Annotated in this window: 13 protein-coding genes and 1 pseudogene; 7 read left to right on the top strand and 7 right to left on the bottom strand. The window is 65.2% G+C overall.

What is annotated here, in order from left to right:
* The first annotated feature begins 548 nt into the window (after positions 1-548).
* The 5 genes from V5279_RS03370 (at position 549) to V5279_RS03390 (ending at position 5,716) form a co-directional block, all read left to right on the top strand.
* A complete protein-coding gene (locus tag V5279_RS03370; RefSeq protein ID WP_338695100.1) occupies positions 549-1,343 on the top strand; it encodes a crotonase/enoyl-CoA hydratase family protein in 795 nt (264 codons plus the stop codon).
* Positions 1,340-3,211 carry a feruloyl-CoA synthase gene (locus V5279_RS03375; RefSeq protein WP_338695102.1) on the top strand — a complete coding sequence of 624 codons (1,872 nt, stop codon included), beginning with the start codon at positions 1,340-1,342 and terminating at the stop codon, positions 3,209-3,211. The genes V5279_RS03370 and V5279_RS03375 overlap by 4 nt, the downstream gene beginning before the upstream one ends.
* A 20-nt stretch (positions 3,212-3,231) precedes the next feature.
* On the top strand, positions 3,232-3,993 hold the full coding sequence (locus V5279_RS03380) for an SDR family NAD(P)-dependent oxidoreductase (protein WP_338695103.1): 762 nt from the start codon (positions 3,232-3,234) through the stop codon (positions 3,991-3,993).
* Positions 3,994-4,056: 63 nt separating this feature from the next.
* On the top strand, positions 4,057-4,476 hold the full coding sequence (locus V5279_RS03385) for a thioesterase family protein (RefSeq protein WP_338695105.1): 420 nt from the start codon (positions 4,057-4,059) through the stop codon (positions 4,474-4,476).
* 88 nt (positions 4,477-4,564) lie between these two features.
* Positions 4,565-5,716 (top strand): ABC transporter substrate-binding protein, encoded by a 1,152-nt coding sequence (locus tag V5279_RS03390; protein WP_338695107.1) that lies wholly within the window; start codon positions 4,565-4,567, stop codon positions 5,714-5,716.
* Positions 5,717-5,775: 59 nt separating this feature from the next.
* Here the strand turns inward: V5279_RS03390 and V5279_RS03395 are convergent, their stop codons facing one another.
* From V5279_RS03395 to V5279_RS03405, 3 genes are read right to left on the bottom strand one after another with little or no spacing between them, the layout of a single operon-like run.
* A complete protein-coding gene (locus tag V5279_RS03395; protein ID WP_338695109.1) occupies positions 5,776-6,507 on the bottom strand; it encodes an ABC transporter ATP-binding protein in 732 nt (243 codons plus the stop codon).
* Entirely contained in the window at positions 6,504-8,273 is a 1,770-nt protein-coding gene (locus V5279_RS03400) for a branched-chain amino acid ABC transporter ATP-binding protein/permease (RefSeq protein WP_338695111.1), read from the bottom strand. Before V5279_RS03400 ends, V5279_RS03395 begins: the two co-directional genes overlap by 4 nt.
* 5 nt (positions 8,274-8,278) lie before the next feature.
* Entirely contained in the window at positions 8,279-9,319 is a 1,041-nt protein-coding gene (locus V5279_RS03405) for a branched-chain amino acid ABC transporter permease (protein WP_338695113.1), read from the bottom strand.
* A gap of 179 nt (positions 9,320-9,498) precedes the next feature.
* Between V5279_RS03405 and V5279_RS03410 the strand changes: the two genes are divergently transcribed.
* The gene (locus V5279_RS03410; RefSeq protein WP_029077908.1) at positions 9,499-10,017 is read left to right on the top strand and encodes a MarR family winged helix-turn-helix transcriptional regulator; all 519 of its coding nucleotides are present in this window, start codon (positions 9,499-9,501) and stop codon (positions 10,015-10,017) included.
* 83 nt (positions 10,018-10,100) lie between these two features.
* On the opposite strand, the gene V5279_RS03415 is transcribed toward V5279_RS03410, so the two are convergent.
* The gene (locus tag V5279_RS03415; RefSeq protein WP_166299075.1) at positions 10,101-10,586 is read right to left on the bottom strand and encodes an adenosine-specific kinase; all 486 of its coding nucleotides are present in this window, start codon (positions 10,584-10,586) and stop codon (positions 10,101-10,103) included.
* Positions 10,587-10,921: 335 nt separating this feature from the next.
* On the opposite strand from V5279_RS03415, the gene V5279_RS03420 reads away from it, so the two are divergent.
* The gene (locus V5279_RS03420; protein WP_166299074.1) at positions 10,922-12,091 is read left to right on the top strand and encodes a saccharopine dehydrogenase family protein; all 1,170 of its coding nucleotides are present in this window, start codon (positions 10,922-10,924) and stop codon (positions 12,089-12,091) included.
* 202 nt (positions 12,092-12,293) lie between these two features.
* Here the strand turns inward: V5279_RS03420 and V5279_RS03425 are convergent, their stop codons facing one another.
* The 3 genes and pseudogenes from V5279_RS03425 to V5279_RS03435 form a co-directional block, all read right to left on the bottom strand.
* The gene (locus tag V5279_RS03425) at positions 12,294-13,577 is read right to left on the bottom strand and encodes a glycerate kinase (RefSeq protein WP_338695119.1); all 1,284 of its coding nucleotides are present in this window, start codon (positions 13,575-13,577) and stop codon (positions 12,294-12,296) included.
* 228 nt (positions 13,578-13,805) lie between these two features.
* Positions 13,806-15,031 (bottom strand): annotated as a pseudogene (locus V5279_RS03430) (ABC transporter substrate-binding protein).
* Positions 15,032-15,223: 192 nt separating this feature from the next.
* Positions 15,224-16,450 (bottom strand): ABC transporter substrate-binding protein, encoded by a 1,227-nt coding sequence (locus V5279_RS03435; RefSeq protein WP_338695121.1) that lies wholly within the window; start codon positions 16,448-16,450, stop codon positions 15,224-15,226.
* Positions 16,451-16,505 lie beyond the last annotated feature (55 nt).

The raw sequence follows: 16,505 nt of genomic DNA on the forward strand, positions 1-16,505 counted from the left end.
CACGGGACCCATGGGTGCGATCGGCACCCGGCTTTCCCTGCGCCCTCTTCGAGGAGAGGGCGGATAGAAATGCAAAGCTCGGGCAAATTATGTCGCGAGAATGCGGATGTATGATCCACAAGTGGCGCAAAAAACTCAGTGTCGTCCCGGCGAAGGCCGGGACCTATAACCACCGACGGTGATTGTTGCGCGACGCTGGGGCCACAGCTTTCCTCACCAACCCAATCCTGTGGTTATGGGTCCCGGCCTTCGCCGGGACGACGGTGGTGTGTGTAGAGGCGGTCCTGTGACAAACGCGATGCTGCGTCCCCACTCGCATCTGTCATCGCCCGGCTCGACCGGGCGATCCAGTACGCCGCGGCCTCTCAGCTCAAACACGGACGCCTCTGGAATACTGGATCACCCCCATGCGCGGGTGATGACGCCGTGAATGGAATTGGGCCTTGCGCGCAATGACGAACGTTCCGCCGGTCTCCCAACATGCCCATATTGACTCTCTCGCCAATAGTTATAAAACATAACTATTCTGAACAGGAAGCAATAACGCCATGGGAAACGCTGCCGACGCGGGTGACGCCTCGCTGCTCAAGATCGAGACGCGGGGCGCGGTGCTGACCGTCGGGCTCAACCGGCCCGCCAAGCGCAATGCGCTGAACGACGGCATCATCCTGGCGCTGCGGGACTGCTTTTCGGCGATTCCCGATGACGTCGGCGCGGTCGTCATCCATGGCGTCGGCGATCACTTTTCGTCTGGCCTCGATCTCTCCGAACTGACCGAGCGTGACGCCACCGAGGGCCTGGTGCATTCCCAGATGTGGCACCGCGTGTTCGACCGCATCCAGTATTGCCGCGTGCCTGTGATCGCGGCGCTGAAGGGGGCGGTGATCGGCGGCGGGCTGGAGCTCGCCTGCGCGGCGCATATCCGCGTCGCAGAGCCGTCGGCCTATTTCGCGCTGCCCGAGGGCCAGCGCGGCATCTTCGTCGGCGGCGGCGGATCGGTGCGGCTGCCGCGCCTGATCGGCGTGCCGCGAATGGCGGACATGATGCTGACCGGCCGGGTCTATTCCGCGACCGAGGGCGCAGCCTACGGCTTCTCGCAATATCTCACCGAGGCCGACGGCGCGCTGCCGAAAGCGCTGGAGCTTGCCGAGCGCGTCGCTGCCAACGCGCCGCTGACCAACTTCGCCGTGTTGCAGGCGCTGCCGATGATCGCCGAGGCCAATCCGCAGACCGGCCTATTAATGGAATCGCTGATGGCGACGGTGGCGCAGAGCGACAAGGAAGCCAAAAAGCGCATCCGCGCCTTCCTGGACCGCAAGACCGCCAAGGTGAAGCCGACATGAGCGCCACGCCGTCCGTATCCGCTGCGAGCGCGCATCCGCTGCGCCCGATCTCGTTCGGCAACCCCGACGTCACCGTCGAGCTCCGCGACGACGGCACGATCTATCTTCGCCCGAAGCTCAGTCTGACCGATTATCCCGTTCGGCTCACCGATCGCCTGCATCACTGGGCGACCGCCGAGCCGAACCGCGTGTTCATGGCCGAACGCGCAAGCGGCGGCGGCTGGCGGCAGATCAGTTACGCGCAATTGCTGGAGACGACCCGGCGCATTGCCTCCGCGCTGATCGCGCGCGGGTTGTCGGTCGAGCGGCCGATCGTGATCCTGTCGGGCAACTCGATCGACCACGCGCTGATGGCGCTCGGCGCGCTCTATGCCGGCATTCCGTTCTGCCCGGTGTCGCCGGCCTATTCGCTGGTGTCGCGCGACTACGGCAAGCTCAGCTTCGTCATCAAGCTCCTGACGCCGGGCCTTGTCTTTGTCGACGACGCCGACAAATTTGCCGATGCGCTGCGTGCCAATGTCGCGCCTGATGTCGAGATCGCGGCCAGCCGCGGCGCGGTGCCCGGCCGCGACGTGACGCGGCTCGCCGGTCTCATGGCGACGCCGGAAGATCCGCGTCTCGACGCGATCAACGGCGGAATCGGGCCGGACACGATCGCGAAATTCCTGCTGACGTCGGGTTCGACGGGCAATCCCAAGGCCGTGATCAACACCCAGCGCATGATCTGCGCCAACCAGATGATGCTGCGCGAGACGCTGGCGTTCCTGAAGGACGAGCCGCCCGTGATCGTCGACTGGCTGCCGTGGAATCACACCTTTGGCGGCAACCACAATGTCGGATTGACGCTCTATAACGGCGGCTCGATGTATCTCGACGAGGGCAAGCCGATGCCCGGCGGCATCGAGGAGACCGTGCGAAACCTGCGCGAGATTGCGCCGACGGTCTATTTCAACGTGCCCAAGGGTTATGAATCGCTGCTGCCCTATCTGCGCGACGACGCCGCCTTGCGGGCAAGATTCTTCGATCGGCTGCATGCGATGTTCTTCTCGGGCGCCGCGCTGTCGCCGTTCATCTGGAACAGCCTCGATGCGCTCGCCGTGCAGGAGAAGGGCTATCGCGTTCCGATGCTGACAGGGCTCGGCGCCACGGAGACCTCGCCGTTCTTCGTGTCGGTGCGTCCCGATACCAGCCGTTCCGGCCATGTCGGCCTTCCGGTGTCGGGCAATGACGCGAAGCTGGTGCCGAACAACGGCAAGCTCGAGGTGCGTGCCAAAGGTCCGAACGTGACGCCGGGCTACTGGCGTCAGCCCGAGCTCACCGCCAAGGCATTCGACGAGGAGGGCTTCTACAAGTTCGGCGATGCGCTGAAGCCCGCCAACGCGAGCGATCTCGCTGCCGGTTTTGATTTCGATGGCCGCATCGCCGAGGATTTCAAGCTGGCGAGCGGCACCTGGGTCAGCGTCGGTCCGTTGCGGGCGCGCTTTGTCGGCACCTGTGCGCCGCTGGTGCGCGACGTCGTGATCGCGGGGCTCAACCGCGACGAACTCGCGGCGATCGTGATCCTCGATCTCGACGGCTGCCGCCTGATCAATCCAGAGCTTGTCGCGGGCGACATCGCGGCCGCGGCCAATGATCCGCTGGTGCGGGCTGCCTTCCGCGAACGCTTCGCGCGCGTGCTTGCCGGCGCTACCGGCTCGTCGAACCGGATCGCGCGGGCGATCCTGCTGGATACGCCGCTGTCGATCGATCGCGGCGAGGTCACCGACAAGGGCTCGATCAACCAGCGCGCGGTGCTGGAGCATCGCACTGACATCATCGAAGCGCTCTATGCGCCGGTGCCGCAGGCATCGGTGATCACGTCAGTCTAAAATTTGAAGAGGAGAATGCCATGCAGTTGAAGGATCAGGCCGCCATCGTCACCGGCGGCGCATCGGGATTGGGCGCGGCGACCGCGCGCCGGCTGGCCGCGCAAGGCGCCAAAGTCGCGGTCTGCGACCTCAATGCCAAGCTCGCCGAGAGCGTGGCGGCCGAGATCGGCGGCATTGCTGTTGTCTGCGACGTGGCCGATGCGGCGGCCGCCGAGGCTGCGGTCGCTGCCGCCGCCAAGGCGCATGGCCCGGCGCGGGTGCTGGTGAACTGCGCCGGTATCGGCGTGGCAAAACGCGTGATCGGCCGCGAGGGACCGATGGCGCTGGCTGACTTCGACAAGGTGATCAAGGTCAATTTGATCGGCTCGTTCAACATGCTGCGGCTTGCGACCGCTGACATGGCGAAGCTCGAGCCGCTCGCGACCGGCGAGCGCGGTGTCGTGATCTCGACGGCCTCGGTCGCGGCCTATGACGGCCAGATCGGGCAGGCGGCGTATTCGGCCTCCAAAGGCGGCATCGTCGCGATGACCTTGCCGATCGCGCGCGAGCTCGCGCAATTCGGCATCCGCGTGCTGACCATCGCGCCCGGCCTGTTCATGACGCCGTTGCTGGCCGGCCTGCCGCAGGAGGCGCAGGATTCGCTCGCCGCTGCGATCCCGTTCCCGCGCCGATTGGGGCAGGCCGACGAGTTCGCCTCGCTGGCGTTGCACATGATCGACAATCCCTATCTGAACGGCGAAGTGGTGCGGCTCGATGCCGCGCTCCGGATGGCGCCGCGCTGACGCATGATCCGGAAGAGCATGAAACGCTCTTCCGGATCGATCACGCTCAATCGAGGGTAAATCATGTTCGTCCATCGGCGCGACGTGCAGATCCAGTGGGGCGATTGCGACCCCGCCAACATCGTCTACTACCCGCGCTATTTCGCGATGTTCGACGACTCGACCTCGATCATGTTCGAGGCCGCCGGCTGCTCGAAGCAGGACCTCATCCACAAATACGGCTTGGTCGGCATTCCTATGGTCGACACGCGGGCGAAATTCCACATCCCGTCGACTCATGGCGACTGGATTACCATCGAGAGCAGGATCGACAGCATCAAGCGCTCGAGCTTCGAGGTGGTGCACCGCGTGTTCAAGGGCGAGGCGTTGGCGATCGAGGCATTCGAGACAAGGGTGCTGGTCGGCCGTCATCCGGACGATCCCGACAAGCTGAAATCGGCGCCATTTCCGCTGGAGATCATCGACCGCTTCATGAAGGGCTGACTCGCTGTCCTTCATGACCTAAAGAAGGGGCTGAATTGGCCCGCAAAACCGGCTTAAACCCAAAAGACTTACTTGCAGGGAGGAATGAATGAGGAAGGCCACTCTCGCCGCCGCGGCGCTCGCAGCTGTAATCGCGCTGCCGGGCGCGCCCGCGCAGGCGCAGACCAACGAAATCACCATCGGCATCACGATCTCGACCACCGGGCCCGCCGCGGCGCTCGGCATCCCCGAGCGCAACGCGCTCGATTTCGTGCCGAAGGAGATCGCCGGCGTGCCGCTGAAGCTGATCGTGCTCGACGACGCCGGCGATCCGACGGCTGCGACCACCAATACAAGGCGCTTCGTCACCGAGTCCAAGGCCGACATCATCATGGGCTCCTGCATCACGCCGACGACGATCGCGGTGTCGACGGTCGCCAACGAGGCCGGCATCCCGCATCTCGGGCTCGCGCCATTCCCGATCAATGAGGCCCGCGCAAAATGGTCGGTGGACCTGCCGCAGTCGATCCCGATCATGGGCAAGGTGCTCTACGAGCACATGAAGGCGCACAACATCAAGACCGTCGGCTATATCGGCTATTCGGACTCCTACGGCGATCTCTGGGTCAACGACTTCAAGGCGCAGGCCGTGCCGATGGGCTTGACCATGATCGATGAGGAGCGCTTCGCGCGCCCGGATACATCGGTCGCGGGCCAGGTGCTGAAGCTCGTCGCCGCCAATCCCGACGCCATCCTGGTCGGCGCGTCCGGCACCGCCGCGGCGCTGCCGCAGACCGCGCTGCGCGAGCGCGGCTACAAGGGCCTGATCTACCAGACCCACGGCGCCGCCACGATGGACTTCATCCGCATCGCGGGCGCGTCGGCGGAAGGCGTCATCATGTCGGCCGGCCCGATCATGTCGCCGGAAACGCAAGCGGACAGCGCGTTGACCAAGAAGCCGGGCCTGACGCTGAACGCCGCCTATGAAGCCAAATACGGTGCCAACAGCCGCAGCCAGTTTGCCGGCCATGCCTACGATGCCTTCGAGGTGCTGAAGCGCATCATCCCGACGGCGCTGAAGACCGCCAAGCCCGGCACGCCGGAATTCCGCGAGGCGATCCGCCAGGCGTTCATCTCCGAGAAGGAGATCGTCGCGAGCCAGGGCGTCTACAACTGGACCGAAAAAGACCGCTACGGCCTCGACGACCGCTCGCGCATCCTGCTGACGGTCAAGGACGGGAAGTACATCCCGGCGATGTGAGCGGGTCACGATCCGCTGAGGTAACAAGCCGGCCTTCGAAAGAAGGCCGGCTTCGCCGTCTAAACCGCGCTCTCGCCTTCGTGCTGGAAGCCGAGATAGCTCGCGGCGACGCCCTTGTTGGCGGCGATCTCCTTGGCGGGACCCGACAGCACGAATTCGCCGAGCTCCATCACATAGGCGCGGTCGGCGATCTGCAGTGCGGCCTGGGCATTCTGCTCGACCAGCAGCACCGAGACGCCGGCCGAGCGGAGCTCGCCGACGATGCGGAAGATGTCGGCGACGATGATCGGGGCAAGCCCGAGGCTCGGCTCGTCCAGCATCAAGAGCTTCGGCGCGCCCATCAGCGCGCGGCCCATCGCCAGCATCTGCTGTTCGCCGCCGGACAGCGTGCCGGCGAGCTGCTTGCGCCGCTCCTTGAGCCGCGGAAACAGCGTGTAGACCCGCTCCAGCGAAACGGCTGCGGTTGCCTTCGCGATCCGGAAGGCGCCGAGCTCGAGGTTGTCCTCGACGTTCATGGTGCCGAACAACTCGCGATGCTCGGGCACCAGGCTCAGGCCCGTGGCGACGCGGTCCTCGATGTCCAATGGCGCCATGTCGACGCCGGCGAAGGTGGTGCGGCCCTTCAGCGGCAGCACGCCCATGATGGCGTTGAGCAGCGTGGTCTTGCCGGCGCCGTTGGCGCCGATGATGGTGACGATCTCGTTGTCGGCGACGTCGAGCGAGACGCCGCGCACGGCCTCGACCTTGCCGTAGGCGATGTGGACGTCGGTAACCGACAGCAGCGCACTCATGCGGCGGCTCCGAGATAGGCCTTGATGACGTCGGGATTGCGCTTGATCGCGGCCGGCGTGCCTTCGGCGATCTTGGTGCCGAAATCCAGCACCACGATGCGGTCGGCGAGATCCATCACGAACCCCATGTCGTGCTCGACCAGCAGCACCGACATGCCGCCGTCGCGCAATTGGCGCAGCAGCGCGGCGAGCCGCTGCTTCTCCATATGGCGCAGGCCGGCGGCCGGTTCGTCGAGCAACAGCAGCATCGGATCGACGCACAGCGCACGCGCAATCTCGACGATGCGCTGCTGGCCGAGCGACAGCGAGCCCGCGAGTTGGTCGATCTGGTCGGACAGGCCGACGCGCGCGATCTGCCGCGCGGCCTCCGCCAGCAGTTTTGCCTCATCCGCGCGGTCGAACCGCAGCATGCTGGAAATCGCCCCGGAATTCCCACGCAGATGCGCGCCGATCGCGACGTTTTCCAGCACGGTCATGTCGGGCACCAGCTTGACGTGCTGGAAGGTTCTGGAAACGCCGAGCTTGACCACTTCCTGGGGCGGCGCGTTCTCCACTTCCTTCCCGAGCACGGAGATCTTGCCGCCGGTTGCGGTCAGGACGCCGGTGATCAGGTTGAAGGTCGTGCTCTTGCCGGCGCCGTTCGGGCCGATCAGCGCGACGATCTCGCGGGCGTTGACGTCGAACGAAACGTCGTTAACCGCGACCACGCCGCCGAACTGCTTGCGCGCCTTGTCGATGTGCAACAGCACCGAAGACGAACCGGGCGCGCGCTCGCGATGCTCCAGCTTCAGCGATGTGTCCGGCGTCTTGCGGGCCGGCTTGAACGGCAGCCGCGACATCAGCCAGGGCCAGACGCCTGATGGCGCGAGCTGCAGCAGCAGCACCAGCATGATGCCGAACACGATGGTCTCGAGCTGGCTCTGGCCGCCAAAGATGTAGGGCAGGTAGCTCTGCAGCACCTCCTTGAGGATCACGACGATGCCGGCGCCGAGCACGGCGCCCCAGACGTAACCGGCGCCGCCGACGACGGCGATGAACAGATACTCGATGCCGGCCTGCGCGCCGAACGGCGTCGGGTTGGCGGCGCGCTGGAAATGCGCATACAGCCAGCCGGACAGGCCGGCCAGCACCGCTGCATAGATGAACACCAGGAGCTTGGCGCGCGGCGTCTGCACGCCGAACGCTTCGGCTGCGACATGGCCGCGCCGTAAGGCGCGGATCGCGCGCCCGGTGCGGGAGTCCAGGAGATTCATGGTCAGCAGCGCAGCGATCAGCACCGCGACCCAGATCGCGTAGTAGATCGTATCCGGGCTCAGCATCTTGAACGAGCCGATCGAGAGTGGCGGAATGCCTGAGATCCCGTCATTGCGGCCGAGGAATTCGAGCTTGCTGAACAGATAGAACAGGCCGATGCCCCAGGCGATGGTGCCGAGCGGCAGATAATGGCCCGACAGCCGCACCGTGACGATGCCGAGCAGAACCGCCGCAATGCCGCTGACCACGAGCGAAGCCGGCAGCGTCAGCCAGGGCGAGACGCCATAGGCGGTGGTCAGCACCGCCGTGGTGTAGGCACCGAAACCGCAGAACGCGGCCTGCCCGAACGAGGTGAGGCCGCCGACGCCGGTGAGCAGCACCAGCCCCATCGCGACCAGCGCGGCGAGGCCGATATTGTCGAGCAGCACGATCCAGAACGGCGGAATGCCCGGGACGAGCGGGACCACCGCCAGCACGAGCGCGAAGATGATGAGAGGGAGCCGCTGCGTCATCGCGCTCAATCCTTCTCTTCTTCGACCGCGGGCGCTGCAAGCGAGCGCAACACGAGCACGGGGAGGATCAGCGTGAACACGATGACTTCCTTGAAATTGCTGGCGTAGAACGATGAGAAGGCTTCGACGATGCCGACCACGATGGCGGCGACCGCGGTCAGGGGATAGCTGACCAGGCCCCCAATGATGGCGGCGATGAAGCCCTTCAGGCCGATAAGGAAGCCGGTATCGTAATAGAGCGTGGTGATCGGAACGATCAGGATGCCGGAGATGGCGCCGATCACCGAGGCGAGCAGGAATGCGATCTGGCCCGACAGCGTGGTGCGGATGCCGACCAGGCGGGCGCCGAGGCGGTTGACCGCGGTAGCGCGCAACGCCTTGCCGGTCTTGGTGTAGCCGAAGAACAGCCACAGCGCGACGATGAAGCCGACCGTCAAGGCGTAGACGGCGAGGCTTTGGCCGGTGAACCGCAGCGGGCCCGCAGTCAGCGCGGCATTCGACAGCGCCGGGGCGCGCAGGCCTTCGGCGCCGAAGAACACCAGGCCCAGGCCCTGCAGCGCAAGGTGGCAGCCGACCGAGGCAATCAGGAGCACCAGCACCGATGTGTGCGCAATCGGCTGGAAAGCGATGCGATAGAGAAAGACCCCGATCGCCGCCACGATCAGGAGCGCCAGTGCAATGTTGACGGCGACCGGCGTGTTGGGACCAACCAGGACGTAAACGAGGCCGAGCAGCGCGAACGGGAAGACGATGTTCAGCGCGACGGAGCGCATCACCAGCCGCGCATGCAGCGCCTTGCGAGCGAAGAACAGGTCGAGGGCGAAGGCGACGAGGCCCATCGCGACGGCTAGCCGCACCGTGCCGGGCACCTGGCCGGTCGCCAGCATGGCGTAGCTCAGCGCGCCGTAGGTCACGAATTCGCCCTGCGGGATCAGGATGACCCGCGTGACCGCGAACACCAGCACCAGGGCCAGCCCGAGCAGTGCGTAGATCGCGCCATTGGTGATGCCGTCCTGCAGCAGGAACAGCATGATCGTTGTGTTCAAGGCCGAGCGCTCCCCCTTAGGCGTCGGACCGCCGCTACCGGTTGTGCCGGTCGGGTCGGCCGATATCGGCTGTTGATAGGTGCCGATATTTGATATAGTGCATAACGATTATTAGATATAATCTCAAGGTCCCCGAGCGTCCCGCGGGGTTTTTGTACCGGGATTGCGAGCCTGGAGCGATGACTGTTTCCAAGACCGCCGCCGATGCCGTCCGATCACCGCGTGCCCTGCGCAGGGAACCGGTCGATCCTGCCGGGGACGACAGCATGCTGCAACTGGGCGAACTGTCCGGACTGCTCGGCTATTCGCTGAAGCGTGCGCAGCTCAAGGTCTTCGAGGACTTCCTGCGCTGCGTCGCGCCGCTGCAGCTGACCCCGGCGCAATTCTCGGTGCTGCTGCTGCTCGACAAGAATCCGGGCCGCAACCAGACCGAGATCGCCAACACGCTCGGCATCCTCAGGCCGAATTTCGTCGCCATGCTCGACGCGCTGGAGAGCCGCGACCTTTGCGCACGGATGCGCTCCACCAACGACCGCCGCTCCCACATCCTGGTCCTGACCGACAGGGGCCGTGCCGTGCTGGCGCGCGCCAAGAAGCTGGTCGCCAACAAGCACGAGGCGCGGCTGATCGAGGTGCTTGGCCCCGCCAACCACGCCGCGTTGCTGGAGATGCTGGCGAAGCTCGCGCAGGAGTTTTGAGGGGGCGTGACGGCCCATCCGCTCGCAATGACGCGCTGGGTTGATACGTATCCGGCATGCGGGCGCCGCCAAGCGACCACGGTCTAAAGCTTGTAGCCGATGTTTCGCAGCAGATCCTTCCGCCACGCTATGTCGGCGTCGGTCTCGACACCGAGCGGCGAGGCGCCATCCACCACGCCGAGCACGCCGCGCCCGAGCTCCGTCTGCGCGACGATCACCTGTGTAGGATTGGCCGTCGCGCAATAGATGTGGCAGACCTCCGGCACCGCGCGCACCGCCGCCAGCACGTTAACGGGAAAGAACCCGTCGCCGAGGAAAATCAGGAAGGTGTGACCGGCGCCGATCGCCAATGCGTTGTCGCGTGCCAGGGCGAACGAGGCGTCGTCGTTACCGGAGCAGCGCACCAACCGCTTGCCGGAGGCCTCGCAGAAAGCCACCCCGAAGCGGATGCGCGGTACCGCGCCCACCAGCGCTTCGTGAAGGTCTTCCACGGTCTTGATGAAATGCGACTGGCCGAAGATGAAGTTGGTCTCATCCGGCTTGACGATGGGCACCACGGTGAGTTCCATGGCTTCGCTCCTGCACGGTGAGCTCCCCAATCCATGGTAGGCCGTCGGAGGGCGTTTGCAAGCGGCCACAGGCGGTCAAATGTGCCGGCTGTCTGCTTCCGGCTCACGCCGACCAGACCCAGCATCCGTACTCACGACGGCCTCTCAAGGGAAGGCCGGAAATCGCCGGGAGGGTTGCGCGCCCAAGGGCGGGAACTGTGGTATCCTCCGTCAAGCGCGACATGGTGCGCCCGAATGTTGCATGGCCCCTCGCCAAAGTGGCCGCAAAGCGTACCGAGCGTTTGCTAACGGATCTGAAGGGATCGCTTCCGGGGGGCTCGAGGAGGATCAACGCCGTGAAGCGGGACTTCGACCTCATCGTCTATGGCGCGACGGGTTACACCGGCCGTCTCATCGCCGAATATCTGGCGACATCCTATCGCGGGGACGATGCTCCGTCTTGGGCAATTGCGGGACGCTCGACCGACAAACTCCAGAAGATCCGTGCCGACATCGGCGCACCGGACGATTTGCCGTTGGTGAAGGCGGATGCGGCCGAGCCGGCCAGCCTGCGTTCGATGTGCGAGCGCGCGGCCGTGGTCGTCACCACGGTCGGGCCTTATCAGCTTCACGGTCCCGAGCTAGTGGCGGCCTGCGCGGCCACCGGCACGGCCTATGTTGATCTTTGCGGCGAACCGGGCTGGATGCGGCGCATGATCGACGTCCATCACGAAGAGGCGAAACGGACCGGCGCGCGCATCGTCTTCTCCTGTGGCTTCGATTCCATCCCGTTCGACCTCGGTGTGCTCACGTTGCAGGAGAAAGCGCGCGAGAAATTCGGACGCCCGGCGCGGCGGGTCAAGGCCCGTCTGCGCAAGGTGAAGGGCGGCATGTCCGGTGGGACCGCGGCGAGCGCTCAGGCGACGCTGGCCGCCGCGGCGCGCGACCCGGCCCTGATCCGGTTGCTGACCGATCCGTTCGCGTTGACGCCCGGCTTCACCGGGCCGTCTCAGCCGTCGGGTCTCGTCCCCGAATATGACACGAGCATGCACGCGTGGCTCGTGCCGTTCCCGATGGCGCCGATCAACACCAAGAACGTGCACCGCACGAACTTCCTGTTGGGACATCCCTACGGCAGGGACTTCGTTTATGACGAGATGATGGTGGCGCCGGGACTTGGGGACATCGCGAGCGTGACGACGGAGGCGTTCGCCACGGTGGTGTCCTTGTTCGGGACCGGCGGTCTCAAACGCGGCGCAGGCCCGACCCGAGAAGCGCGCGAGAGGGGCTTCTACGACATCTTCTTTCTGGGCGAGGTGCCGGACGGCGGACGGGTCGAGGCCGTCGTCACCGGCGACCGCGATCCGGGCTATGGCTCGACCAGCAAGATGATCGCCGAGAGCGCACTCTGCCTCGTGCGCGACGTGCAGGGCGAGGGCGGCATCTGGACGCCAGGTGCGCTGATGGGGCCGGCCTTGCGCGAGCGTTTGAAGGCGCGTGCCGGCCTCACTTTCAGCGCGCGTTGAGGTCGCACTCAGAATTGGGGCGGCGTGCTGGGTTGCTTGCGCCATCGCCAAGGTTTCGGCGGACAAGTCGCGGAGCCCGTCATGCAATGACTGGATGGTTACGCGCCATTCCGGGGCGCGCGTCAGCGCAAACCCGGAATCCAGAGGTGGTCGAGTGAGATTCCGGGGTCGATGCTACGCATCCCCCCGGAATGACGATGGATCAATCCACCAGGATCACGCGCACATCGTTGACGTTGGTCAGCGTCGGCCCGGTCAGCAGCAGATCCCCGGTCTGCGCGAAGAAGCCCGTGGCGTCATTGTTCTCGAGATAGGCCCTCGGATCGAGGCCGGTCGATTTCATCTTCGCGAATGTCGCCTGATCGATCACGGCCCCGGCGGGGTCGGTGGCGCTGCCGGCGCCGCCATCGGCGCCGTCGGTGTCGGCGGCAAGCGCGGAGATGTCGGGCGTGTCCTTGAGCAGATCGGCCAGCGCCAGCGCGTATTCCTGGTTGGGGCCGCCGCGGCCATTGCCGCGCACGGTCACGGTGAGCTCGCCGCCGGAGATGATTGCGATCCGCTTGCCTTCGCTGCGCGCCTTCAGCGCGAGCCGCGCGTGCTCGGCCGCGACGTCGCGGGCCTCGCCTTCGAGATCGGCGCCGAGCGCGATGGTCTCATAGCTGGCGTCCTGCGCGACCTTCACGGCGGCATCGATCGAGGCCTTCGGCTTCGCCAGCAGTTCGAACGTCGCCCGCGCAAAGGCGGGATCGCCGGGCTTGCAGCTCTCGTTCCTGGGATCGTCAAGCGCACGGCGGACCGCGTCATCGACGGAGAGATTGTATCTGGCGACCAGCGCGCGGGCATCCGCTAGCGTGGTTGGATCCGGCACCGTCGGTCCCGAGGCGATCGCGGAGGGATCGTCATGCGGCACGTCTGATATCGCCAGCGTGACTATCTCGGCGGCGTGCTGGCCGGCGCGCGCCAGCCGTCCGCCCTTGATCCGCGACAAATGCTTGCGGACGATGTTCATCTCGCCGATCGGCGCGCCGGAGCGCAGCAGCGCGCGGTTGACCTGCTGCTTCTGGGCGAAGCTCACGCCCTCGACGGGCGCGATCCAGTTCGCCGAACCGCCGCCGGTCAGCAGCACCAGCAGCAGATCGTCTGCCGTCGCCTCGGCGGCGAGCCGCAGCGTATCGTCGGCTGCGCGCAAGCCGGCCTCATCGGGCACCGGGTGGCCGGCCTCGACCACCTTGATGCGGCGGGTCGGCACACCATGGCCATGGCGGGTGGTGGCGATGCCGACCAGCCGCGATGGCGCAAGGCCGAGCGTGTCGAGATAGTGCCGTTCCGCCGCCGCGGCCATGGCGCCGGCGCCCTTGCCGGCTGCGAGGCAGATCACGCGTCCCTTCGGCGCCGGCCGCAGCCGCGATGCCAGCACGACATCGGGATGCGCAGCCGCCACCGCGGCATCAAAGATCGAACGCAGGAAGGGACGACGGTCGGTCATGGCTATACCTTCGCGAGAGCCGGGACGTGGGTAAATTGGGCCGCATTACACGCTGTGTTCCCTCTCCCGCTTGCGGGGGAGGGTTAGGGTGGGGGTGCTGCCACGAGTCGTATTGCGGAGAAAGCCCCCACCCGGATCGCATCTTTGATGCGATCCGACCTCCCCCGCAAGCGGGAGAGGTGAAGGAAGGTTGCGGTGCCTCCAATCGAAACAAGCTCCGTTCCGTCTCTAGTTTCCGGCGACTTCGCCGCTGATGACGTCGCCGAACAATTGCCAGCGCTCGCCCTTGAACTGCATCAGCTGCAGTTGCTCGATCGGCTGGAAGTCGTCGGGACTTGTACTCAGCGTGACGCCGGGCAACAGGCCGCCCTGCGCAAACTGCTTCAGGCTTGCGGCCTGCTTCATCACATTGGCGCGGGTGAGGTCGTCGCCGCAGCGGCGCAGCACCTCGACCATGGTGGTTGCCATGTTGTAGCCGGTCATCGCCGAGGCATCGACGCGGTTGGTGTCGGGCATGTATTTGGCGAGCAGATCGTCGAACGCCTTCATGCCGGCGTCGTCCTTCCACTGCGGATCGCTGGCGTCCTTGGCGTAGGCCGCCGAGATCACGCCTTGCGCATTGTCGAGCCCGGCCGGACGCATCACCGTCGCGGTGGAGGCCGAGACGTTGGACACGATCGTGACCGGCTTCCAGTTCATCTCGCCGAGCTTCTTGATCGCCTGAGCGCCGAATTTCGGCGTGGTGAAGAAGATGATGACATCAGGGTTGGAGGATTTCAGCCGCACCACATGGGAATCGATGGTCGGTTCGGCGACCTCGTAGCTCTCCTTGGCGGCTATCCGCACCGGATCGCTGGCGAAGCCGTCCTCGAGGCCCTTGAGGTAGTCCTTGCCCATGTCGTCGTTCTGGTAGAGCACCGCGACCTTGGCGGCCGGCTTCTCCTTGAGCAGGTACTTCGCGTAGATGCGCGACTCGCTCTGGTAGCTGGGCAGCCAGCCCATGGTCCAGGGGAAGCTCTTCGGGTGTTCCACTTGGTGGCGCCGGTGGCGACGAACAGCTGCGGCACCTTCTTGGCGTTGAGATACTTCTGGATCGCGGTGTTGGAGGCGGTGCCGAGCGTGCCGAACAGGAACAGCACCTCGTCGCTCTCGACCAGCTTGCGGGCCTGCTCCACGGCCTTCGGCGGCGAATAGGCGTCGTCATAGGAAACGAAGTTGATCTTGCGCCCGTTGATGCCGCCGTCGTCGTTGACCTTCTTGAATACGGCGGCCATCGCCTTGCCGACCACGCCATAGGCCGACGCCGGGCCGCTATAGGGCACGATGTTGCCGATCTTGATTTCGGTATCGCTCGCACCGGTGTCGTATTTCTTCTGCGCCCATGCGGCATTGCCGGCCGCGGTGGCGACGGCGAGGCCGAGCAGGGCGGTTGCGACACGGTGTCGGATCGGCATCGGCATTTCCCGAAAGCTCCTTGTTGTTGCCGCCGCGCGAGGGGCGGTTTCTTGCGGGATTTCCTAGCGCATTGCCGGGCAAAGTGTAAGCGGCATCGCCCGGGCCGGTCGGCGGGCGGATGCCCCGGCTAATGAAAAGCCCCCTGCGACGGTATCGCAGGGGGCCATTCTCAGCCTGCAATTTGCGGGAAATCAGCCGCCGACGTCTGCGCTGATGACGTCACCGAACAGTTCCCATTTCTCGCCCTTGAACTTCATCAGCTGCAGCTGGCTGATCGGCGCGAAATCATTCGCGGCGGTGTTGATCTTGATGCCGGGCAGCAGCACCTCGGTGCGGAAGTCCTGCAGGTTCGCCGCCTGCTTCATGATGTTCTCGCGGGTGAGGTTGTCGCCGCACTGCTTGAGCACCTGAACCAGGGTCTGGGCCACGCCGAAGCCGACCACGGTGCCGCCGTCGAGCTTGTCGCCCTCGGGGAAGTCCTTGGCCATGAAGGCGTAGAATTCCTTCATGCCGGGATCATTGTCCCACTGCTTGTCGGAGGCGTCCTTCAGATAGGCGGCGGAGATGATGTCCTGCGCGTTCTCGAAGCCGGCCGGCTTGATCACGCTGCCGACCGAGGCCGACACGTTGTTGAGGAAGTGGGTCGGCTTCCAGCCGATCTCGGCAATCTTCTTGATCGCCTGCGCCGCGAATTTCGGCGTCGCGATGTCGATGAAGACGTCGGCGTTGCTGGCCTTCAGCTTGACGATGTTGCTGTCGATCGTGGGCTGGGAAGTCTCGAAGCTCTCTTCGGCCACGATCATGCTGGCGGCCTTCTGGCCAAGGCCGTCCTTGAGACCCTTCAGATAGTCCTTGCCGTAATCGTCATTCTGGAACAGCACCGCGATCTTGGCGTTCGGCATGTTCTTCAGAATGTATTTTGCGTAGATCTGGGTCTCGCTCTGGTAGTTGGGCTGCCAGCCCATGGTCCAGGGGAAGTCCTTCGGGTCATTCCACTTGGTGGCGCCGGTGGCGACGAACAGCTGCGGCACCTTCTTGGAGTTCATGTATTTCTGGATCGCCGAGTTGGACGGCGTGCCGAGCGAGTTGAAGATCAGCAGCACCTCGTCGCTCTCGACCAGCTTGCGGGCCTGCTCCACGGCTTTCGGCGGCGAATAGGCGTCATCGTAGGAGATGAAGTTGATCTTGCGGCCGTTGATGCCGCCGGCGTCGTTAATCTTCTTGAAATAGGCGGCCTCGGTGCGGCCGATGATGCCGTAGGCGGATGCGGGTCCGCTGTAGGGCATGATATTGCCGATCTTGATTTCGGTGTCGCTGGCGCCGGTGTCGTATTTCTTCTGGGCAAACGCGGCGCTGCCGGACGTGGCGACGAGCGCGAGCGCGGCCCCGAGGACCGCAAGTCTAGTGGTAGCGGACATTGATGTGTCTCTCCCTGTTGTCAGACGGATGTGTCGCGGCCCCCTTGTTTCGAGG

Source organism: Bradyrhizobium sp. 26S5 (genome assembly GCF_036923295.1).
Classification (GTDB): Bacteria; Pseudomonadota; Alphaproteobacteria; order Rhizobiales; family Xanthobacteraceae; genus Bradyrhizobium; species Bradyrhizobium septentrionale.

What these genes read in the sequence shown, in the direction of transcription:
- V5279_RS03400 (WP_338695111.1), bottom strand. Translation starts at nt 8,273, where the DNA reads ATGACGCAGCGGCTCCCTCTCATCATCTTCGCGCTCGTGCTGGCGGTG.
- V5279_RS03435 (WP_338695121.1), bottom strand. Translation starts at nt 16,450, where the DNA reads ATGTCCGCTACCACTAGACTTGCGGTCCTCGGGGCCGCGCTCGCGCTC.
- V5279_RS03395 (WP_338695109.1), bottom strand. Translation starts at nt 6,507, where the DNA reads ATGAGTGCGCTGCTGTCGGTTACCGACGTCCACATCGCCTACGGCAAG.
- V5279_RS03380 (WP_338695103.1), top strand. Translation starts at nt 3,232, where the DNA reads ATGCAGTTGAAGGATCAGGCCGCCATCGTCACCGGCGGCGCATCGGGA.
- V5279_RS03415 (WP_166299075.1), bottom strand. Translation starts at nt 10,586, where the DNA reads ATGGAACTCACCGTGGTGCCCATCGTCAAGCCGGATGAGACCAACTTC.
- V5279_RS03385 (WP_338695105.1), top strand. Translation starts at nt 4,057, where the DNA reads ATGTTCGTCCATCGGCGCGACGTGCAGATCCAGTGGGGCGATTGCGAC.
- V5279_RS03390 (WP_338695107.1), top strand. Translation starts at nt 4,565, where the DNA reads ATGAGGAAGGCCACTCTCGCCGCCGCGGCGCTCGCAGCTGTAATCGCG.
- V5279_RS03375 (WP_338695102.1), top strand. Translation starts at nt 1,340, where the DNA reads ATGAGCGCCACGCCGTCCGTATCCGCTGCGAGCGCGCATCCGCTGCGC.
- V5279_RS03370 (WP_338695100.1), top strand. Translation starts at nt 549, where the DNA reads ATGGGAAACGCTGCCGACGCGGGTGACGCCTCGCTGCTCAAGATCGAG.
- V5279_RS03410 (WP_029077908.1), top strand. Translation starts at nt 9,499, where the DNA reads ATGACTGTTTCCAAGACCGCCGCCGATGCCGTCCGATCACCGCGTGCC.
- V5279_RS03425 (WP_338695119.1), bottom strand. Translation starts at nt 13,577, where the DNA reads ATGACCGACCGTCGTCCCTTCCTGCGTTCGATCTTTGATGCCGCGGTG.